The sequence below is a fragment of the Sphaerimonospora mesophila genome (assembly GCF_001417795.1).
In the GTDB taxonomy this organism is placed as follows: domain Bacteria; phylum Actinomycetota; class Actinomycetes; order Streptosporangiales; family Streptosporangiaceae; genus Sphaerimonospora; species Sphaerimonospora mesophila.
On the sequence record NZ_BCBX01000031.1, the window covers coordinates 461,510 to 482,878 of the forward strand.

General features: G+C 69.7%; 16 protein-coding genes and 1 pseudogene. 3 read left to right on the top strand and 14 right to left on the bottom strand.

Annotated features, from left to right (window positions below; genetic code table 11):
* Positions 1-15: 15 nt before the first annotated feature.
* Entirely contained in the window at positions 16-906 is an 891-nt protein-coding gene (locus tag AP234_RS06535; protein ID WP_055478615.1) for a universal stress protein, read from the bottom strand.
* A 271-nt stretch (positions 907-1,177) separates the two neighbouring features.
* On the opposite strand from AP234_RS06535, the gene AP234_RS06540 reads away from it, so the two are divergent.
* Positions 1,178-1,885: a CBS domain-containing protein gene (locus AP234_RS06540; RefSeq protein WP_235557991.1), complete on the top strand. Its 708-nt coding sequence runs from the start codon at positions 1,178-1,180 to the stop codon at positions 1,883-1,885.
* A gap of 151 nt (positions 1,886-2,036) precedes the next feature.
* Here the strand turns inward: AP234_RS06540 and AP234_RS06545 are convergent, their stop codons facing one another.
* Positions 2,037-4,658, bottom strand: a complete 2,622-nt coding sequence (locus AP234_RS06545) for a cation-translocating P-type ATPase (protein ID WP_083501835.1) — start codon at positions 4,656-4,658, stop codon at positions 2,037-2,039.
* A 110-nt stretch (positions 4,659-4,768) separates the two neighbouring features.
* Between AP234_RS06545 and AP234_RS06550 the strand changes: the two genes are divergently transcribed.
* Positions 4,769-5,410, top strand: coding sequence for a response regulator (locus AP234_RS06550; protein WP_055478859.1), 642 nt, complete (start codon positions 4,769-4,771; stop codon positions 5,408-5,410).
* A gap of 299 nt (positions 5,411-5,709) precedes the next feature.
* Here AP234_RS06550 and AP234_RS06555 read toward each other — a convergent pair whose 3' ends face one another.
* The 11 genes and pseudogenes from AP234_RS06555 to AP234_RS06600 all read right to left on the bottom strand — a co-directional run bounded on the left by AP234_RS06555 (position 5,710) and on the right by AP234_RS06600 (position 19,407).
* Positions 5,710-7,416 carry a GAF domain-containing protein gene (locus AP234_RS06555; protein ID WP_055478616.1) on the bottom strand — a complete coding sequence of 569 codons (1,707 nt, stop codon included), beginning with the start codon at positions 7,414-7,416 and terminating at the stop codon, positions 5,710-5,712.
* 90 nt (positions 7,417-7,506) lie between these two features.
* Positions 7,507-8,085, bottom strand: coding sequence for a hypothetical protein (locus tag AP234_RS06560; protein WP_235557992.1), 579 nt, complete (start codon positions 8,083-8,085; stop codon positions 7,507-7,509).
* 170 nt (positions 8,086-8,255) lie between these two features.
* A complete protein-coding gene (locus AP234_RS06565) occupies positions 8,256-9,203 on the bottom strand; it encodes a ribose-phosphate diphosphokinase (RefSeq protein ID WP_055478861.1) in 948 nt (315 codons plus the stop codon).
* A 17-nt stretch (positions 9,204-9,220) separates the two neighbouring features.
* Positions 9,221-10,168 (bottom strand): pseudouridine-5'-phosphate glycosidase, encoded by a 948-nt coding sequence (locus AP234_RS06570; RefSeq protein WP_055478617.1) that lies wholly within the window; start codon positions 10,166-10,168, stop codon positions 9,221-9,223.
* A 9-nt stretch (positions 10,169-10,177) separates the two neighbouring features.
* Positions 10,178-12,850 (bottom strand): thioesterase domain-containing protein, encoded by a 2,673-nt coding sequence (locus tag AP234_RS06575; protein ID WP_431998257.1) that lies wholly within the window; start codon positions 12,848-12,850, stop codon positions 10,178-10,180.
* An 87-nt stretch (positions 12,851-12,937) separates the two neighbouring features.
* A pseudogene (locus tag AP234_RS39410) lies at positions 12,938-14,266 on the bottom strand (non-ribosomal peptide synthetase); the annotation flags it as partial.
* Between the two features lie 29 nt (positions 14,267-14,295).
* Positions 14,296-15,177, bottom strand: coding sequence for an EamA family transporter (locus AP234_RS06580; RefSeq protein ID WP_431998189.1), 882 nt, complete (start codon positions 15,175-15,177; stop codon positions 14,296-14,298).
* A gap of 29 nt (positions 15,178-15,206) precedes the next feature.
* Positions 15,207-15,878, bottom strand: a complete 672-nt coding sequence (gene upp, locus AP234_RS06585) for a uracil phosphoribosyltransferase (RefSeq protein ID WP_055478620.1) — start codon at positions 15,876-15,878, stop codon at positions 15,207-15,209.
* The gene (locus AP234_RS06590; protein WP_055478621.1) at positions 15,875-16,561 is read right to left on the bottom strand and encodes a phosphoribosylanthranilate isomerase; all 687 of its coding nucleotides are present in this window, start codon (positions 16,559-16,561) and stop codon (positions 15,875-15,877) included. The genes upp and AP234_RS06590 overlap by 4 nt, the downstream gene beginning before the upstream one ends.
* A 1,001-nt stretch (positions 16,562-17,562) precedes the next feature.
* Positions 17,563-18,852, bottom strand: coding sequence for a helix-turn-helix domain-containing protein (locus tag AP234_RS06595; protein ID WP_055478622.1), 1,290 nt, complete (start codon positions 18,850-18,852; stop codon positions 17,563-17,565).
* 48 nt (positions 18,853-18,900) lie between these two features.
* Positions 18,901-19,407, bottom strand: a complete 507-nt coding sequence (locus AP234_RS06600) for a MarR family winged helix-turn-helix transcriptional regulator (RefSeq protein ID WP_235557993.1) — start codon at positions 19,405-19,407, stop codon at positions 18,901-18,903.
* A 256-nt stretch (positions 19,408-19,663) separates the two neighbouring features.
* On the opposite strand from AP234_RS06600, the gene AP234_RS06605 reads away from it, so the two are divergent.
* Positions 19,664-20,854, top strand: a complete 1,191-nt coding sequence (locus AP234_RS06605; RefSeq protein WP_055478623.1) for an MFS transporter — start codon at positions 19,664-19,666, stop codon at positions 20,852-20,854.
* Here the strand turns inward: AP234_RS06605 and AP234_RS06610 are convergent.
* Positions 20,851-21,336 carry a MarR family winged helix-turn-helix transcriptional regulator gene (locus AP234_RS06610; protein ID WP_055478624.1) on the bottom strand — a complete coding sequence of 162 codons (486 nt, stop codon included), beginning with the start codon at positions 21,334-21,336 and terminating at the stop codon, positions 20,851-20,853. The genes AP234_RS06605 and AP234_RS06610 overlap by 4 nt on opposite strands.
* Positions 21,337-21,369: the final 33 nt, after the last annotated feature.

A 21,369-nucleotide genomic window follows, 5' to 3' on the forward strand; every position in this document is an offset into this window, starting at 1 on the left:
TCGGCCGGCCGGGCCTCAGGTGTCGGCCTGGGGCGACTCTCCGGTGACGGGCGCCTTCGACCGCACGACGGCGACCGGACACCGGGCGTGGTGCAGCACGGCCCGGCTGACCGAGCCGAGCACGAGCGATCGTACGGCGCCGCGCCCCCTGGAGCCGACGACCAGCAGGTCGGCCTCCGCCGAGGCCTCGACGAGCGCGGTGACCGGGTGCGCGGAGACGGCGTCCAGCACGGTGTCCACACCGGGGTACCGCTCGCGCCACGCCGTGAGCCGGTCGGTCACGAAGTCCTCGTGCGCCTGCCGTGTTTCGTCCATGTCGTAGGCGAGCTCCGGAGCGTAGACGTACACCGGCATCTGCCAGGCGTGCACCACCCGCAGCCGGCCGCCGCGCACCACGGCCTCTTCGAAGGCGTAGGCCAGGGCGGCCTCGGATTCCGGCGAGCCGTCGAACCCCGCGACGATCTCCGAGTGGACCGTCGCCGCGCCGGGGCGCACCACGACCACGGGGACCTCCACCTGACCGGCCACGTGCATGCTGACCGAGCCGAGCAGCATCCCGGTGAAACCGCCCAGGCCACGGCTGCCGACGACGAGTTCGAGGGCGTGCTCGGCCTGCCGCCGCAGGATGTGGACCGGGTCTCCCTCGGCCATTTCGACGGTGACCTCGACGTCCGGCCACCGTTCCCGGGCGGTCCGCTCGGCCTCGTCGAGGATCTGCCCGCCGGACCGGCTCAGGTGGTCGTACACATCGGGGATCGGATAGCGGGGGATGTCGTACGGCAGGCGGTCCAGGACGTGCACGATGCGCAGGGGCAGACGCTTGCGCGCGGCGTCGTCGGCCGCCCACTCGACGGCGGCGGTCGCCGCGGGCGAGCCGTCGGTCGCGACCACGATCGGTTCGGTCATCGGAAGCCTCCAGTCTCGGTGCTCGTGTCGCCGTACCGCCCCCGCCGGCGCCACCCGGCAGGCGTGATCCCGGGTGAGCCGGCGACCCTCACGGACCTCTTCCCCCCAGGAGCCCGCCATGCCCCGATCCCCCGGGCATCCGGACAGGGGACCCCGTCCGCCGCCGGAAGCGAAGGCCGAAGGTCATCGCGAGGCGTGGGCCAACGCCTCTGCGCCCGGCGCCCGTCCCGGCCTAACGTCGAGGTAGATCACATCGTGCCGGGAGGACACCGTGCAAGTGAAAGTGAAGGACGTCATGACGCGTGACGTCGCCGGCGTGAACGCGGGCACCCCGTTCAAGGACATCGCCGAGCTGCTGATCAGGCGCGGCGTCAGCGCCGTGCCCGTCGTGGACGACCAGGGCCGGGTCTCCGGCGTGGTCTCCGAGACCGACCTGCTGCGCAAGGAGGAGTTCCGGGAGCGGTACTACCGCGAGGGCTACCGGCCGCCGCTGCGCGCCCGCCTGCGCCACCGCCTCGACCTCGTGGGCGGCGACCCGGCCGCGAGGGCCCTCGGGGACAGCGCGGGCGAGCTCATGACCACCCCCGCCGTGACCGTCTCCGGCGAGACCTCGGTGGTGTCGGCGGCCCGCCTCATGGACCGGCACGGCGTGCGGCGGCTTCCCGTCGTCGACGGGCACGGTCGCCTGATGGGCATCGTCAGCAGGCACGACCTGCTGAAGGTGTTCGTCCGCCCCGACGAGGAGATCGCCCGCGAGATCGCCGAGGACATCGTCGAACGCAACCTGTGGACGGACACCTCCGACATCGAGATCACCGTGCGGGACGGTGTCGTCACCGTCGCCGGCACCATCCCAGAGCGGAGCAGCGCGGACATCGCCATCCGGCTCATCCGCCGGGTCAACGGCGTCGTCGACGTCGTCAACCGGCTCTGCTGGGACTGGGACGACCTGCGGCAGCAGCGGTGGGTGAGCCTCTGACCCCGCCACCCCGTCGCCGCCACCGAGCCGGGCGGCCCCCCCGCAGGCCCGCCGGACCCGTTCCGGCGGGCCGCACCACGTCCGGGCACCCCGCCGGGCTCGTACGACGCCGATCCCGGCGGCTTCCGGGGAAGCCGCCGGGATCGGTGGCTCAGGAGGCACCCCGGCCGGCGGGCTCGGCGTCCCGCCCGGCCACCGCCCGTCCGGTACGACCGCCGGCGTCGTCCTCCGCACCCCTGCGAGCGCCCCGCTCACCGAAGCGGATCAGGTCGCACACGATCACGGACAGCACGGCGGCGCCGAGTGCCATCGCCCAGCCCGCCGCCGGCAGCGGCACCAGTGCGAGGGGCGCGCCCAGCGGCGGGATCACCGTCACCAGCACCTGCAGCGCGGCGGTAGCGGCCACCGCGACGAGCACGGCACGGCCCCGCCACCAGCCGCGCTCGAAGGTCCGGCGGCGGGCCCGTACGACATAGGCCAGGGTCAGGCGGGCGAAGACCAGGGCGAGCACGGCCTGGCCGCGCACCTGCTCCTCGCTCCAGCCGAGGCGGCGTGCGCTCTCCACGGCCGCGAAGACGAGCGCGCCGACGACCAGCGCCCGCAGCGCGATCCGGGTCAGGACCCGCCACGACAGCAGGCCGCCCACGCGCGGACGCAGCGCCAGCGGATCGCCGGCCGGCCGGTCGACGCCGAGCGCGATGGCCGGGATGCCGTCCAGCACCAGGTTGATCCAGAGCAGTTGCACGGGAAGCAGCGGCACGACCAGCTCCGGCCAGGCGATGAGGCCGGTGAGGACGATGAGGATCTCCGCGAGGTTGCCGATCAGCAGATATCCGATCATCGAGGCCACGTTGTGGTGCAGGCGGCGGCCCTCGCGCACCCCGCTGACGATCGTGCCGAGCTCCCCGTTGGTGACGACGACGGCCGCCGCCTCCCGGGCCACGTCGGTGCCCTCCTCACCGGCCATGGCCACCCCCACGTCGGCGTTGCGCAGCGCGGGCGCGTCGTTCACTCCGTCGCCGGTCATCGCCACGACCTCGCCGCCCGACCGCAGCACACGCACCAGGTCGAGCTTGGTGGCGGGGTCGACCCGGGCCAGCACGGCCGCCTCGCGCAGCCGGGCGGACCGCTCGGCATGGGCGTGCTCGCCGGTCCCGGGTGAGCCGACGGAACCGCCCAGCGCGTCGAGTGCGGCGCCCGTGACCACCGGGTCGGCCTCGATGCCCACCTCCTCGGCGATCGCGCGGGCGGTGTCCGCGTGGTCACCGGTCACCATGACGACCCGGATGCCGGCCGCACGGCAGTCCGCCACCGCCTGCGGCGCCGATGGGCGGATCTCGTCGCGCAGCGCGACCAGGCCGAGCGGGCGCAGCCCACCGGCGTCGAGATCTCCGGTGTCCTTCTCGGCGAGCGCGAGCACCCGCAGGCCCCGGTCGGCGAGGCCGGACACCGCCGCCGCCAGCCGATCGGTCTCCTCTCCCGGAACACACCGGGCGAGCACCACCTCGGGGGCGCCCTTGACCGTCAGCAGCGGCCGCGACCCGCGATCGCCTGCCGCCACCGAGGTGATCACGGCCATGGACTTCGTCTCGGCCTCGAACGGCCGGTCGGCCAGGCGTCTCTCCTCCGGCTGGAGCCGTACACCACGGCGTTCGGCCGCCACGGCGAGGGCCACGTCGACGGCGTCGCCGAGGCCGTCACGGGCGTCGTTGCAGCGCAACGCGGCCCGCCACAGGTCACCCCCGGGCACCGTCACCTGGTCGACCACGGTCAGGTGGCCGGTGGTCAGCGTGCCGGTCTTGTCCGTGGCGATGACGGTGGTCGCGCCCAGTGCCTCGATGGCCGACAGCCGGCGGACGATGACGCCGAGCCTGGCCATGCGCTGTGAGCCGAGCGCCAGCGCGGTGGTGACGGCCGCGGCCAGGCTCTCCGGCACCGCGGCGATGGCCAGCGCCACCCCGGCCAGGATGATGTCGAGCAGCGCGGCCTCGCCCCGCTGGACCCGGGTGAGCCCGATGAGGATCATCACGATGCCCGCGAGCACGGCGACCAGGCCGATCCGCCGCGACACCTGTGCGAGCTCCACCGCGAGCGGGCCCTTGACGCCGCCGCCGAGCGCGGCGGCGATGCGCCCCATCTCGGTGCCGCCGCCGGTGCCGGTCACCTCGGCCACGCCCGCGCCCCGGACGACCAGCGTCCCGGCGAACAGCTCGCCGTGCCGATCCGCCGGCGGCACGTTCGTCCCCGTCTCCGCGCCGGGCCCCTCGCCCGGCGCGGTCACCCGCTTGTCCGCCGACAGCGACTCCCCCGTGAGCATGGACTCGTCCACGCCGAGCCCGCTCGCCTCCAGCAGCCGCGCGTCGGCCGGGACGCGGTCTCCGGCCGCCACCTGCATGACGTCGCCCGGTACGACCTCGGCCGCGGGGATCCTGCGTACGGCGCCGTCGCGGACGACCTTGGCCATGGGAGCCGTGAGCGTGCGCAGGGCCCGTACGGCACGGTCCGCCTTCGTCTCCTGGCTCACCCCGATGATCACGTTGACCAGGAGAATGGTCACGATGGCCGCGCCCTCCGGCACCTCGCCGAGGACGACCAGGGTGACCAGTCCGGCCACCAGCAGCAGGATCGACATCGGGTCGGCGAGCTGACGGGCGGCCCGGACGAGCAGGCCGGGCGGGCGAGGCTGCGGAAACTCGTTGGGCCCGCACTCGGCCAGCCGCCGGGAAGCGGCCTCCTCGGTCAGTCCGGTCAGTGCTCGCGCTGTCGCCTCCATACCCTCAAGCAGATCATTCAGACGTCCGGACCACCCCGGGCGAAAGGCATCCCGGCCGGGGACCTTCGGCCCGTCGGCGAAGCGGACCCGCCGCGGGTTAGCGTATGGGCATGATTCGTGTGTTCCTGGTGGACGACCACGAGGTGGTACGGCGAGGCGTCGCGGCGCTGCTCGAGGCCGAGACCGACATCGAGGTCGTCGGGGAGGCGGGCACGGCCGAGTCGGCGCTGGCCCGGATCCCCGCACTCAAACCGGACGTCGCGGTGCTCGACGTCCGCCTGCCCGACGGCAACGGCGTGGACGTCTGCCGCGACCTGCGTTCGAAGATGCCGGAGCTGGCCTGTCTGATGCTGACGTCGTTCGCCGACGACGAGGCGCTGTTCAACGCCGTGATGGCGGGAGCCGCGGGCTATGTGCTCAAGCAGATCCACGGCTCCGACCTGGTCGGCGCGGTGCGCACGGTCGCGGCCGGCCAGTCGCTGCTCGATCCGCAGACCACGGCGAGCATGCTGCAGCGGCTGCGCGACCAGGCGACCAGGAAGGACCCGCTCGCCGCGCTGTCCGATCAGGAGCGGCAGATCCTGGAGCTGATCGGCGAGGGGCTGACCAACCGCCAGATCGGCGAGCGGATGTTCCTGGCGGAGAAGACCGTCAAGAACTACGTCTCCAACCTGCTGAGCAAGCTCAACATGGAACGCCGTACCCAGGCGGCGGCCCTGGCCGCCCGTCTCAAGGCCGACCGCGGCCGGTGACGCCCCCCGCCCCCTGGCCGTGATCTTGCGAATACTCGCATGCGGGTGCCGTGAGCAAGCACTTCTCGTTCCATGATCTTGCATTTTCTTGCAGCTCTACCCGCTGAGCAGCGAAAACAGCGTTCGTGATCTTGCACTCGCAACTGCAAGATCACGAACTATATGGACGCAGGCCAGACGGCTCGCCTGCGAGAAACTGCAAGATCGTCTAACCGGTTCGTGCAGTTCAGAAGGGTGATGTGCGAGAAATTACAAGATCACGGAGGGTGGGGGGTTAGCTGAGGGGGACGCTCCAGGGGTTAGCTGAGGGGGACGCTCCATTGGAGGCGGGTTCCTCCGCCTTCGGGGGCGGTGAGCTCGAAGGAACCGCCGAGCCGGTGTGCGCGGTCCTCGAGGTTGCGCAGCCCGCTGCGCCGTCCGGCCGCGGGCACCCCGACCCCGTTGTCCGTCACGATCAGGGTGAGCAGCCGGTCCTCGTTGCGTACGGTCACGTCCGCGCGTGACGCCTTGGCATGGCGCACGAGGTTGGACAGCGCCTCGCGCAGGACGGCCAGCAGATGCTCGGCGACGGCCGGGGACACCTCGGTGTCCAGCCTGCCCTCCATGCTCAGGCCGGGCATGAAGCCGAGGTGGCCGCGCGCGCCCTCCACGAGGTCGACCACCTGGGCCCGCAGGCTCGGCGCGCTCTCCTCCCTGGGGGTCTGCAGAGCGAAGATGGTCGACCGGATCTGCCGGATCGTGGTGTCCAGCTCGTCGATGGCGCTCTGCACCCTCGACGAGGCCTCCGGCCGTTCGACCATGCGGACCGCGCCCATCAGCGTCATGGCGACGGCGAACAGCCGCTGGATGACCACGTCGTGCAGGTCCTTGGCGATGCGGTCGCGGTCTTCGAGCAGCCCCAGCCGCTCGGCGTTCTTCCTGGTCTCGGCGAGCTCCAGCGCGACGGCGGCCTGTCCGGCGAAGGCGTGGAACATCTCCAGCTCCAGGTGGCTGAACGGCATGCGTCCGTGGCGCTTGCCGAGCCACAGCACGCCGCGCACCGCCCCCGCCCTGCCGATCGGCACCACGGCGACCGGCCCCATCGAAGGCTCGTCTTCAATGTCGGTGTCGATGTCGTCGTCCGAGTCGTTGCTCATGAGCGGCTCCCCGCTCAGGAAGGCCCGCCCCGCGAGGGTGCCGGAGATCGCCACCTCCCGGCCGGTGATCCCGGCTCCGGCGGGGGTTCCCTCGCCTTCCGCGACCGCGCCCAGGAGGGTGTCGCCGTCATCGCCGGGCAGCAGGACCGCCACGACATCCGCCTCGGACATCTCGCGGGTCCGCCGCGCCATCAGCGCGAGCACCTCGTCGGGCTCCGCGCCGGACAGCAGACGGGTGGTGACCTCCGACGACGCCTTGAGCCAGGTCTCCCGGCGCCGGGTGTCCTCGTACAGGCGGGCGTTCTCGATGGCGACGCCGGCGGCGGTGGCCAGGGCGACGACGACGGCCTCGTCGTCCTCGTCGAACTCTCCTCCCCCGCGCTTCTCGGTGAGATAGAGGTTGCCGAACACCTCGTCGCGCACCCGGATCGGCACGCCGAGGAAGCTGCCCATCTCCGGATGGCCGGGCGGGAAGCCGTACGACTCCGGGTGGTCGGTGATGTGCGCGAGCCGCAGGATCTGCGGGTCCTTGATGAGCAGCCCGAGCAGGCCCAGGCCGTGCGGCCAGTGCTCGATCCGGGCGATCTCCTCCTCCGTCAGCCCCACCGGGACGAACTGGACAAGCGTGTTCTCTTCGCCTATCACGCCCATCGCGCCGTAGCAGGCGTCGACGAGGGTGGTGGCGGTCTCGACGATCCTGCGGAGCACGGTCTCCAGGGCCAGGTCGCTGCCCACCGAGACGACGGCGTCCAGCAGGGCGTGCACCCGGTCACGGGTGGCCAGCACCGCCTCCAGCCGGCCCTGCAGCTCGGAGAGCAGATCGTCCAGTCGCATGTGCGGGAGCAGCGAACGAGGCTCGTCTTGCTTCATGCAAGAAGTTTCCCATTCGCCCCCCTCGGTCTCCACAGCGAAGCACCCGCCCCCGGAGGTGGAGGGCGGGCGCTTCGGTGCCGACGGTGTCTACTTGAGGATCGGGAGCCGCTTGACCAGGGCGGTCCGGCCCCACCGGGCGCCGATGCCCAGGGTGTCGCCGGCGTTCGCCATGGCCAGACCGGCCAGCACGATCGCGTAGACGATGTGCTCGTCCATGAAGGGGTTGGTGACCAGGGGCAGTGCCGCGGCCCACATCAGGACCATCATCAGACCGCCGGCGACCGCCGCGATCCGCAACCCCGCACCCACGATGAGCGCCCCGCCGACGCCCAGCAGCCCGAGCATGAACAGCAGATCGACCCAGCCCTGACCGGCCAGCCCGCCGAAGAACCCGCCGAGCGCGTTGTCGGCCGTGCCCTTCAGGAAACCGGTGGTCGGGCTGCCACCCTGGACCCAGGCCCTGTCGGCGGGAGTGGCGAACCCCCAGCCGAAGGTCTTGTCGAGGAAGGCCCACAGGAACACCCAGCCGAGGGCGATCCGGGCGAGCGCCCAGGCGTAGGCGGCGGGCCGGGCGCCTCCGGTCCGCGGGGCGGTCCGCCCGGCCACGTCGCCCCGGTCGACCTCGATGAGGTGATTGCGCTGGTGACGTCCTTCGATGGTGGCCATGACCGGCACCTTCCCTTCGGTTTGCGGCCCCTTTGCTTTCGCGTCTCAATCACATCGCGTCCGGCTTCGGGATCGCAGAGCCGTACGGCACGGGCCCTCGGCCCTGACGTCCCGGCGCCATGGGACCTTCGGCCCTCGGGGAGGCGTGACCGGCCGGTGATCGCGCCGGATCAGGCGTGGTCGTCGAAGAGGCTCGTGACCGAGCCGTTCTGGAAGACCTCCCTGATGGCTCTGGCCAGCAACGGCGCGATGGACAGGACGGTCAGCTGCGGGAAGCGCCGCTCGTCGGGGATCGGCAGGGTGTTCGTGAAGATCACTTCGCGGGCGCCGCAGGTGGCCAGCCGCCGGCTCGCCGGGCCGGACAGCACGCCGTGGGTGGCCGCGACGATCACCTCTGCCGCGCCCTCCCGCAGCAGTTGCCGTACCGCCTCGGCGATCGTGCCGCCGGTGTCGACCATGTCGTCGATCGTCACGCAGATACGGCCCTTCACATCGCCGACGACCCGGTTGGCGACGACTTCGTTGGGCCGCATCGGATCACGGGTCTTGTGGACGAACGCGAGAGGGCAGCCGCCGAGCCGGTCGGCCCACTTTTCGGCCAGCTTGGTGCGTCCGGCGTCCGGTGACACGACCGTGATGGCCGCGCCGCCGTACTTGTCCCGTACGTACCCGGCCAGCAGGTTCTGCGCGAAAAGGTGGTCCACCGGACCGTCGAAGAAGCCCTGGATCTGCGCGGTGTGCAGGTCCACGGTCATGATCCGGTCGGCGCCCGCCGTGGCGAACATGTCCGCGATCAGCCTCGCCGACACCGGCTCGCGGCCCCGGTGTTTCTTGTCCTGCCGCGCGTAGCCGTAGAACGGCATGACCGCGGTGATCTGCTTGGCGCTGGCGCGCTTGAGCGCGTCCACCATGAGCAGCTGTTCCATCAGCCACTTGTTGACCGGCGCGCAGTGGCTCTGGACGACGAACGCGTCGCAGCCGCGCACCGACTCCTCGAACCGTACGAAGATCTCGCCGTTGGCGAAGTCGTACGACGACTGTGGCGTGAGCGGCACGTCCAGCCGCTTGGCCACCTCCTCGGCCAGCTCGGGATGGCTGCGCCCGGCGAACAGCATCATGTTCGCCGACGTCGGGCTCACGAGCGTGTCTCCCGGAGGTATCGGGCGTGCGCGGCGGCGAGCCGGCCGCCGACCTCGGCCGTGCTGATGAGCACGGACATGTTCGCTCTGGAGGACCGGCCCTCGGTAGCCGCGTCGACCGCGCGCATCAGATACTTGGTGATCGCGTTGCCGCGGATGCCGTCCCGCTCGGCCGCGGCCAGCGCGTCGGAGATGACCGCGGCCACCTCGGAGCCGTCGATCGCGTCCTCCTCCCGCACCGGCGTGGTGATCAGGAACGAGCTCCGGTTGCCCAGCGCCCAGTGATTCTCCAGCGCCCGGGCGATCACCCGCTCGTCGTCCAGCCGCTGTGGGCTGCGGATGCCGCTGGAGACGCAGTAGAACGCGGGAAAGTCGTCCGACCGGTAGGACACCACCGGGACGCAGTGGGTCTCCAGATACTCCATGGTCAGCCGGAGGTCGAGGATGCTCTTGGCGCCGGCGCAGACGACCGCCACCTTCGACCGGGTGAACTGGATCAGGTCGGAGGAGATGTCCATCGTCTTCTCCGCGCCCCGGTGCACGCCGCCGATGCCCGCCGAGGTGAAGAACGGGATGCCGGCCAGCTCGGCCGCCACCACGGAGCTGGCCACCGTCATCGCGCCGAGCCCGCCCTGAGCCAGGATCACCGGTATGTCCCGGCTGCTGACCTTGGGGATGTCGGACGCCGAGGCGAACCGCTCGATGTCCTCGTCGGTCATCCCGACCTTGATCCGGCCGCCCTCCAGGCAGATCGTGGCCGGGACCGCGCCGCCGGAGCGGACCGCCTCCTCGACCTTCCGCGCGGTCGCGGCGTTGTCCGGATAGGGCAGGCCGTGTGTGATGACGTTCGACTCCAGCGCCACCACGGGCCGGCCCTCACTGAGGGCGTCCGCGACCTCCTCGCTGAACACCAGCGGAACGCCGCCATGCTGTTCTCGGGTCATCGTCGCCCCTCAGTTCGTCTCTGTCCCGTAGGTCGGCACCTTGCCCAGCCTGTGCTTCTGATTGGCGATCTCCGGAATGTAGACCTTCTCGTTCCACAGCTCCTTCTCGACCGGTTCCAAGATGATCGACACCGAGCCCTCGTCACAGCCGAAGGCGCTCGTCATCGCCTTGGTCACGGCCGCGACGAGTTCGGAGTGCTGCTGGTCGCTGAGGGACACCGGGAAGTGCTTGATGCTGACGTGCGGCATGGTGATCTCCTTACTGCGGGTGCCGAGACGGTTTCGGATGGCGCCGACCAGCTCGTCGATCCCCGGCTCCTTGAGCAGGGCGTAGTGATCGGCCTCCAGGTCGATGACGACCGGGACCGTGGTCGAATACCCCCGGCTGTTCTCCAGGAAGGAATAGTCGTCGCCGCTGGCCTTGAAGATGGTGATCGGCGCCTGGATCCGACGCTGGGCCAGCTCCCGGAACGTGTAGCTGAACTCGAAGGTCTGGCCGACCACCCGCATGATCCGGCGCACCAGGTCGATGTCCAGCGCAGGGAAGTTGCGGTGGATGAACGCGGCGAAGGTGTCCTCGTCCCGGGCCTCGGCCAGGCACCGCTCCAGTAGCGGCCCGGTGATCGTGCCGGCGAAGACCGAGAAGAGGATCGTCACGTACGCCTTGTTGTCGTAGCCGGCCTCGTACTCGCGTACGGGCCCGTCCATCAGGTCGACCTTCGGCGAGCCCGGCGCGATCAGGAACAGGTGATCCACCCGCTCACCGGCCTGTTCCAGCCGGTAGGCGGTCTCGAACGCGACGCGCGCGCCGAACGAGTAGCCCCACAGTGTGTACGGACCGGTCGGTTGCAGCCGGCGGATCGTCTTGACGTCCTCGGCCGCCATCTCGCCGATGGTCGGGTAGGGGGCCTCGCCGGGATTGATGCCGTACGCCTGCACGCCGTAGAAGGGCCGCGTCTCCCCCATCCTGTCGGCCAGCAGGCGCAGGTTCATGGGGTATCCGCCGAGACCGGGCCAGCAGTAGACGGGGTTGCCCGTTCCCTTCCGCCGCAGCGGCACCAGCCGTGAGGAGACCTGGGAGCCGAGTCCCTCGACCCGCCGGGCGAGCTTCTCGATCGTGGGGCACTCGAACAGCACCTGCAGAGGCAGCGAGCCGGAGAACTCCCGGTTGATCTTGTTGATCAGCCCGACCGCGATGAGCGAGTTCCCACCGGACGCGAAGAAGTCGGCCTGCACCGAGACCGTGTCCTGCTTCATCGCCTTCTTCCACAGCTCGGCGATCCTGCGCTCGGCGTCGGTCCGCGGTGCGACGAACGGCTGGTCCGCGGTGTCCACGTTCGTCTTGTCCGACGCGACCAGCGCGTTGACATCGATCTTGCCGTTGACGGTGAACGGCAGCCGGTCCAGCACGACGACCTTGTTCGGGATCATGTAGTCCGGCAGGAAGTTGATCAGATCCTCTCTGAGGATCTCCGCCGGTCCCTTCAGATGGACCAGGTCCTCCTTCATTCCCTCGCTCGTCCGCTGGTCGTCGCTGACCCGGCCGCCGATGAAGAAGTAGGAGGAGAAGCCGGGGTCCCGGCCGCAGTCGCGCAGGATGCCGTCGATGCGGCGCGCGGAGGGCAGGTCGTCGCCGGATTTCGAGCTGTATCCGGACGACATGAACCCGAGGCCGACGTCGTTCATCGACAGGTGCTGCAGCTTCCGGCCCAGGTCGACGTAGCGCAGCCACTCCTTGCGGTTTCTGCTGACCACCGAGATGCCGATGCCGGCCCGGTCGTAGACCTGCTGGTTGATCGCGATGACCTGCTTCTTCAGGATGAGCTCGGCGGAGATCAGCCGCAGCCGCCCGTCCTCGTAGGCGTACTGGCCCGCCGGCAGGTCGGCGACCTTTCCGGGATGCGCCTGGACGTAGACGTCGAGCTCGTCCGGCGGTGGCGCGGTGTACGGGATCAGCTGGAACGTGCCCAGGTAGTAGTCCTCATCGGCGCATTCCAGGACGTCCTTCGTCGCGGGCGCGTACTCCAGATCCGTGATGTACAGCCCGTATTCGGGCAGCACCTCCTCGAACAGGCCGACCATGTGGCCGGTCTCGATCTCGAGGACCTCGCGGATGTTGTTCTTGTAGACCGGTTCTATGGCCCGTTTCTTGCCGATGAAGTGCAGCCGCACCTGCGCCTCGGACCGCCCGGCCGTCGGTCTGATCAGCACGAGCCGGTGGTCCAGCGGATGGTAGTAGTAGAAGCCCGGTTCCAGGCCGCCGACCCGGTCGATCTCGAGGTACATCTGGGTCGCGTACAACGCCCCGGGCGACGCGTAGGCGTACTTCGGCAGCAGTCGCTCCTCGCTGAGGTGCTGCCCGAAATATCGCAGGATCTCGCCGAACTCGGCGAGGCCGAGGGTGTCGAGACTCCGGGAGTGCGTGCCCTCGACCTTCCTGGCCAGCAGCCTCAGGACGTCGTCCTTCGTGACCTCCCCGCCTTCGTAGAACCGGTAGGTCTTGCGCGCGAACGCCAGCCTGCGCTGTTTCCCGGCCGGCTCCCTGCCGGGCAGGTCGATCACCGGCTTGCCGCTGATCTCCTCGGCGTCCCGGACCCCGGCGTTGGACAGTTGCGCCCGGACCTGGAGCCTGCTCTCCTTGGACTGATGGTGGGCGCCGTGATTGCCCTGGTCCATCAGCATCGCTTCCTTGGGATCCAGTTCGACGCAGGCGATCAGGTTCTGGAATCCGGTCCGCGGGTCCTTCTTCACGATGGCCGCCGCGTGCTTGACCCAGTCGTGGGCCTCGATCGCCAGCCTGATCTCGTCCAGTTCGACGCGGAATCCCCGCAGCTTGACCTGGTTGTCCACGCGGCCGACGAACTGAACGGTGCCGTCGGGGTTCCAGTAGGCGAGGTCACCGGTCTTGAACAGCCTGCCCTCGCCGAAGGGGTTGCGCACGAAACGTTCCGCGGTCAGCTCGGGCCGATGCAGGTAGCCGCGGGCGACCTGGACGCCGCCGATGTACAGCTCGCCGATCTCGCCGACGGCCACGGGCGACCCGCCCTCGTCGAGGATGTGGTACTCGGTGTGGTCGACGGGCGCGCCGATCGAGATCGCGTTGGGGCCCTCGCCGACCGTCTCCCGGTCGACGGTGAACGCGGACGAGTTGATCGTGCACTCGGTCGGTCCGTACAGGTTGACCAGCGCGCAATCGGGCAGAGCCTCGAAGAACGTCGTCGCCAGCGTCCTGGACAGGGCCTCGCCACCGGTGAAGACCTGGGTCAGCGACGTGCAGCTGCCGAGTTCCTCGGTGTCCAGCAGCGCCGTCAGCAGCGTCGGCACGCACTGCAGCGTGGTGACGTCGTGCGTCCTGATCACGTCGATCAGCCGCTCCGGGTCCCGGTAGACCCCGGGCGGGCCCGACACGACCGTCGCGCCGCAGGCCGGCGCGAGGATCTCCCACTGCGCCGCGTCGAAACTCATCGGCGTCTTCTGCAGGACGGTCTTCCCGCGGTCGATCCCATAGCGGGTTCGCAGCCACCGCAACTGGCTGACCACGCTGCGGTGCTCGATCATCACCCCCTTCGGCCTGCCGGTGCTGCCGGAGGTGTAGATGACGTAGGCGAGGTCCTCCGGACGCGAATCGGCGCCGACGGCGGCGCCGGGCGAACCGGCGAACCGCGCCGCGTCCTTCCGGGTGACGATCCTCGTCCCGGCAGGCGCCAGCTCGGTCAGCCTGGCCGCGAACGCCTCCTGCGTGACGATCACGCGGACGCCGGCGTCCTCGATCATGTAGCGGAGCCGCTCTTCGGGGTACTCGGGGGACAGCGGCAGGTACGCGCCGCCGGCGAACAGGATTCCCCACACGCCGGCCATCAGGTCGATCGACGGCTCGACGAACAACCCGACGCATTCATCGGGCGAGACGCCGATCTCCCGGAGATATCCGCCGAGTTCCGAGCTGCTCTCCGCGAGTTCGCGGTAGGTCATCCGGTGATTACCGTAAATGATTGCCGTGTCGTCCGGCCGCATCCGGACCTGGGCGTCGAGTAAATCAGGAAGACACGTGTCGTCGGGTAATTCGCGCCTCGCCCGAGCGACTGGAGTGGTGAACATTTCCTCCCCTTGCAATGGACGGAGAAAAGTTACTGGTAAGCCGTTTCCCTTGGTTTTCCCGCCGTTTTCTCGCGCTCGCCCGGGGGTGCGGTCGAAAGGTTGGCGAACACGACGGCGCCGATGATGATCAGAGCGCCGATGGCCTGAACGCCGGTCAGCACCTGATCGAGGAAGAAGTAGCCGAGAACGGTCGCGACGATCGGGCTCGCGAAGGCGAGAAACGAAACCGCCAGTGCGGACAACCGCTCTATCCCGCGGAACCACACCGAATACCCGACCAACGAACCCAGCACGACCAGGTAAACGAAACCCGCGATGTTCGGGCCGTTGAGCTCACCCGGCAGCCCTTCGGCCAGCAGCGTGACCGGCAGCAGTACGAGCCCGCCCGTGGTGAGCTGCCAACCGGTGAACTGCAGCAGAGACACACCCGCCGGCCGTTTCCACCGCTTGGTGAACACGATGCCGGCCGCCATGCAGGCGGCGCCGGCCAGCGCCGCCGCGACGCCGACCAGGTCCAGCGCCGCCGTGGGCCGGATGACCAGCAGCGCCACACCGGCGGCGCCGACCACGCAGGCCACCACATGGACGAACCTGATCCGGTCGCCGAGCAGCAGCGCCGCGAGGATGAGCACCATCATGGGCTGGAACGACATGATCAGCGCGGCCACGCCGCCCGGCAACCGGTACGCGGCGACGAAGAGGAAGTAGAAGAACGCGCCGATGTTCAAGGTGCCCAGCACGAACGCGCGCCACCACCAGACTCCCTTGGGCAGGACCCGTCCGATGCCCACCAGGATCAGCCCCGCGGGCAGCGCGCGTACGGCGGCGGCCAGCAGCGGGCGATTCGCCGGCAGCAGCTCGGTGGTCACCAGATAAGTGCTCCCCCAGACCGCCGGCGCGAACGCTGTCACGACCGGGTCCAGAAGCCGGCCGCCGCTCTTCATCGCACGATGTCCGTACCGAAGTAGCGGTCGCCGAAGTCACCGATGCCGGGGACCATGTAGGCGTTCTCGTTCAGCCGCTCCTCGATGGCCGACGTCACGATCCGCAGGTTCGGGTGGCGCGCCCGGACCGCGTCGATGCCCTCCGGCGCCGACAGCAGGTTGATGAACACGATGTTGTCCTCCTCGACCCCCCGGTCGAGGAGGACGTCGAGGGCCGCCAGCGCGGTCCCGCCGGTGGCCAGCATCGGATCCAGCAGCAGCACGTGCCGCTGGTCGATGTCGGCGGGCAGGGCGGAGTAGTACAGGTGCGGCAACTTCGTCACCTTGTCCCGCTGGATCAGGATCTTGCCGATCCGCACGCCCGGCAGGATCGCCCGCAGCTCGGACTCCATGCTCTCCCCGGCGCGGGCGACCGACACCCCGCAGATCCCCGGAGTCTGCCGCAGGCCGTGATAGGTGCGCCCCACCGGGGTGAGGACCTCGCACGAGTCGAACGGGAGAAGATCCAGCCCCGCTTCGATCAGCTGGCGGATGATCCGGCCCGACGAGGCGACGAAGTCCTCCCTGCCGACGTTCCGGTCGCGGATGACCGTGTGCAGCGCTCGCAGCTGCTTGGTCTGGGGCAGCAGATGCACGGTGCCGATCGCCGGCGTCATTGCGCTGGTCATGCGCCCTCATTCGCGAGCTGGGCGAAGGCCTTGCGGGCCTCCTCGACGAACTTGCGCACCTTCATCCGGTCCTTGCGGCCCGTCGTGTTCTCCAGGCCGGTGTGCGCGTCGACGGCAGCCGGGCGGATCTCGGCTATCGCGGCGGCGACGTTGTCCGGGTTCAGCCCGCCGGCGAGCATCAGCGGCCGGGGCGAGAGCCGGACCAGCTCGGCGCTGATCGACCAGTCGTGCAGCAGTCCGGTGGCGCCCTTGGCACCGGTCGCCGGGTTGAAGCTGTCGGTGATGAACATGTCGACCCACTCGGCGGCCTGGTCCACGATCTCGGTCAGCTCGTCGAGGTTGTCCTGCTTGACCACGAGGCTCTTGAGCACGTAGAGGTCGGGCGCGATGCGCCGGAGGGTCCGCAGCTCACCGGGGGTGACGTCGCCGTGCAACTGGATGGCGGTGACACCCAGCTCCTGGCAGAACTGCTTGATCTCCTCGGCGTCGGTCAGGTAGGTGATCACGACGCCCCTGTGCGCCGGCTGGATCGCCTTGATGATCGCTGCGGCGTCCTTCTCCGACAAATCCTCGTTCTTCAGGGGAAGCCGCAAGGCGAAACCGAGCCAGTCCGCGCCTTCCTCGCAGATCAGGTCCGCTTCGGCCTGGTCGATGACACCGGCCACCTGAATGATTCCCTGCATGTTGAACCGCCTTTCAACCGGCCCGAGCCGGCACCGCTGAGAACGAATTGCATTAGGCCGTTGAAGATTGCCGTTAACGCCCGCCGACATCGCGGGTCTTACCAGAGAGAATCCACTCGGCTCCAGCCTGAGGCACCCCGATGTTTACTCTGGTGCCCGAACCGGTAACCGCGATGATCGTGACACATCGACCCATCGCAGTCAACAGTTTCCCGGACAGGTTTGACATCGGCGATCCATCTGCAGGTATCACATCAAAACGGACCGCTTAAAATCGGAGCCAATACACGAATAACCGCGACGGCGAGCCTGATCGGAGCGCCGCCGCGGATTACCGGAAATGGAATATCGGTCAGTTCTGGACGGGATCGGGTCCGGCTCGGTGTTCAACCGTGGAATTTCCCCGCCGTTTCCGGATGGCCGCCTCGGTCACGCCCGCGGCACAGGACACCCCGCTCGGCCGCTGTCGCCGAGCAGCGCGGACATCACCCGGTCGGGTCCGGGGGCGCGGCAGGGACCAGATCTACGCGGACCGAACGGTCAGGGCCGGATCGCCCACCGGGCCGCAGCGGCCTCGCGGCCACGGTGATGTTCCTGAGCTCGCGCCGGATCCACCGAGGGCGTCTCGCCACCTGCCGGGCACGGCCGAAGACTCGGCAGTGCCGAACGGCCGAGACGTCGCCCGCCGCGACATCGGTTCCCTCGCCTGATCTCTCGGTCACCTTCACCACCCTCGAACGGTCGAGACGGTGACGCCGAACGCGGACATGGGGACCCGGTCTCCGCGGCCGGCACGTCTCACCCCAGAACAACCTCACTTCTCGCTAATCACACACTTGCCAATTGCCTCATGTATCATGAGCAGCTCGTCCCGTCGACCGCAAGCGGTGCCCTGGTGACTCCTTGACGGGAACCGAGGGCACCATCCCTGCGGTGACATGCGGATTACGGGTTGCCCGGCGGTGTCGGCGAAGGACAGACCGGCGGACGGCCACGTCATCTCATGCTCGCGCTCTCTCCCTCGCGTACAGCCGGAGCGGGTTGTGGAGCCGGTACCGCTGCGGCCCCACCGGTTCGATCAGGTGCGCCGCCGCCAGCCGCTCCAGCGCTCGCTCGGCCTCCACCGGCGGCAGGCCGGTGACCGCCGTCGCCACGGTGGTGCTGAACTCGGCGCTGGGGTGCAGTCCCAGCTGCTGGAACACCCGCGCATCCGCGGGGGCGAGCGCCAGGTAGGACCAGGAGAACACCGTCCTGACCGCGGAACGCGGGTCGCCGAGGACGGTGAGCATGTCGAGAGCGTGCTCCTCCGCCGCCAGTTCCGCCGCGAACGCGTGCAGCGACTTGGCCGGCAGGTTGGTGAGCCGCTCCCCGGCCAACCGCAGCGCCAGCGGCAGGCCCGCGCAGCAGCCCGCGATCGCCGCAGCCGCTTCGGGTTCCGAGCCCACGCGAGCCCGGCCGATCATCTCGGCCAGCAACGCCACCGCGTCGGCCTGCCCCAGGGGAGGCAGTGTGATCCGCTGCGCGCCGTCGCGTACGGCCAGGCCGGACAGGCGCTGCCGGCTGGTGACGACGACCGCGCATCCCGGCGCCCCGGGCAGCAACGCCCGCACCTGCTGGGCGTCCGCCGCGTTGTCCAGCACGATCAGCAGCCTGCGTCCGTGCAGGAACGACCGGAACAACGACGCGGGCTGTCCGGTCCCGGACGGCAGCCCACCGATGCCCAGCTCGTGCAGGAACACCTTCAACACGGCGTCGGGCGGCTGAAGGTCGCCGCCGTACCCGCCGAGATCGGCGAACAGGACCCCGTCGGGGAACAGGTGGCTGTTCTGATGAGCCCATCGGACCACCAGCGCGGTCTTGCCGACACCGGGCGGCCCGTCGACCGCGACCACCGGCACCACACCCGCCTGCCTGTCGTCCGGCAGCAGCGCCGCGGTCAGCTCGGCCAGTTCCCTCGTACGGCCGACGAACTGCACCGGCCCCCGCGGCAGTTGCGCCGGCCGCGGCCAGGCGTCCACCGCCGCCGGCGTGAGTGCGCGGACGGTGAGCGACTCGGCCAGCTCCCCGTCCAGCTCGAGCACCTTGTCGCAGCGTTGCGCCAGTTCCACCGACGGGTGCTTGATGCCGTTCTCCACCTTCGACATGTAGCTGTGGCTGTAGTGCGTCCGGCGTGCCAGTTCCCGGAGGGTGAGTCCGCGTCGCAGCCGTGCGGCACGCAGCGAGGCGCCGAAAGCGGTCAAGCCGTCGGAGGTCGCAGCGGCGGGCAGCGCTGAATCATCTTCAGCGGACACTTCTTCACATCCTTCCTTACGGCAGAGGGATGAGCTGGGATAGGGAATTCAGTCCGGCAGGTCGCCCAGCGAGATGAGGAGGTCGCGCAGGGTGTCGGCCAATGTCTCGCGATCTGCCGGGTCGAGCGCGACGAGCAGCCGGTTCTCGGTCTCCACGTGGTAGGGCAGCACCCGTTCCATGAGCGCGACGCCCTCCTCGGTCAGTGCGACACGGACACAGCGGCCGTCCGAGGCGCTCGGCGTGCGCGTCACCAGTCCTCGGGATTCGAGCCGGTCCAGGCGCTGGGTGACGGCGCCGGACGTGACCATCGAGGCGCGCATCAGGTCGGCCGGCGACAGAGAGCGCGGCTCGCTGCGATACAGCGTCGCGAGGACGTCGAACGAGGCGGGATCGAGCCCGTGCGCGCCGAACGTCCGCCGCAGTGCCGCGGTGAAGAACCGCATCAGCCGTGGCAGCCGCCCGATCACCTCCATGGCCGACATGTCCAGGTCGGGGCGCTGTTTCTGCCACTGTTCCAGCACGAAGTCGACGTGATCCGTCGTCACCGTGCCCACCTGCGTTCTCCTCTCGGCTGGTTATTTTGCTTAGCACTAAGCTATAGTATCTTAGCGTTAAGCAAAATCAGCCTTGCAGGGTGCGGCCTGATCGGTGGCCTGCCCGATGTCTGTCACCGGGCCCGGCAGGCATCAAGATCCTGACCGCCGACCCCACCCGACAGTCAGAGCCGAACTCGACCGATGCGCGCCGGTCGGTCGGTTGTTCCCGCCTGCCCGGACCGGGCCCAAGCTCATAGGAGTAGGAGTAACCCGAATGACAAACGTCGAGTCCGTCTCCGCCGGGACCGCCAGACCGGAACGAGTGCCCATCAAGAGCTGGATAGCGGTGACCGCCGTCGCGCTCGGCACCTTCCTGGTGGTAACCGTCGAGAACCTGCCCATGGGCCTGCTCACCGCGATCGGCGGCGGGCTGAACGTCTCGGACGGCGAAGTAGGCCTGATGGTGACCGTGTCCGGCCTGGTCGCCGCCGTCACCGCGCCGCTGCTGCCGGTGGCGATCCGGGGACTGGACCGGCGCGTGGTCCTGCTCGGCCTGATCCTGCTGGCGTTGGTGGCCAACGTCGTGTCCGCCGTGACCCCCAACTACGCCGTGCTCATGGTGGCGCGGCTGTTCGTGGGCGTCAGCATCGGCGGGTTCTGGGCGCTCGCCGCGGGTCTCGGCGTCCGGCTGGTGCCCGAGGCGTACGTGGCCAAGGCCACCTCGCTGATCTTCTTCGGCGCCATGGCCGCCAACGTCATCGGCGTCCCGGCGGGCACGTTCGTGGGTGAGCTCACCAGCTGGCGCATCGCGTTCGGCGCGGTCGCCGCGGTCGCGCTCCTCCTGGTGATCGCACTGGCCGTACTGCTGCCGCGGATGCCGGCGACCGAGCCGGTCCGGCTGCGCACGCTGGCCGAGCAGCTGCGCACACCGGCCGTCCGGGTCGGCGTCATCGCCACCTTCCTGCTGGTGGCCGGACACTACGGCGCCTTCACCTTCGTCAGCCCGATCCTGCAGGACATCTCCGGGATCGACGCGACGTACGTCGGCCCGCTGCTGCTCGCCTACGGCGTGGCCGGCATGATCGGCAACCTCATCGCCGGTTCGTGGTCCGGCCGCAACGTCCGCGGCACCATCATCGTGGTGAGCATCGCGCTCGCGGTCATCCTGGCGCTGCTCCCGTTCATCGGCGGGAACACGATCAGCGGATCGATCCTGCTGATCCTGTGGGGTTTCGCGTTCGGCGGCCTGCCGGTGAGCGTGCAGACCTGGATCATCAAGGCGGCGCCCCAGGGCATCGAGGCCGCGACCGGGCTGAACACCTGCATGTTCAATCTGGCGATCGCACTGGGCGCGCTGTTCGGCAGCCTCATCGTGGGCCTGGTCACCGTGAGCGGCGTGCTGTGGGTCGCGGCGGGTCTCGTGGTCCTGACGTCGATCGTGGTCTGGGGCACCAAGCGGATCTAGACCTCGTCGCCCAGCGAGACCAGCAGCCGCCTGAGGATGTCGGCCAGGCTCTCCCGCTGATCAGGGGTGAGCCCGGCGAGCAAGCGCTGTTCGGCGTTCACGTGATCCGGCAGGGCCTGGTCGATGAGCTTGCGGCCCTCGTCGGTCAGGTCGACGTGAACGCCGCGGCCGTCGGACTCGTTGGGCGTCCGGACCACCAGCCCCCGCGCCTCCAGCCGGTCCAGGCGCTGGGTGACCGCACCTGAAGTGATCATCGATGAACGCATCAACTCGGCCGGGGTCAGCCGGCCGCCACGACGGAGGGTGGCCAGAACGTCGAACGACGAGGGGTCGAGGTCGTGTTCCGCGAACGTACGGCGCAGCTCGCCGTTGACGAGCCGGGTCAGTCTCGAGAGCCGACCGAACACCGCCATCGGGGAAACGTCCAGGTCAGGGCAGGCGGCAGCCCACTGCCGCAGGACGTGGTCGACGTGATCTGCCACATCGAAAAGGTTACCGCCCAAAGCAACCGACAA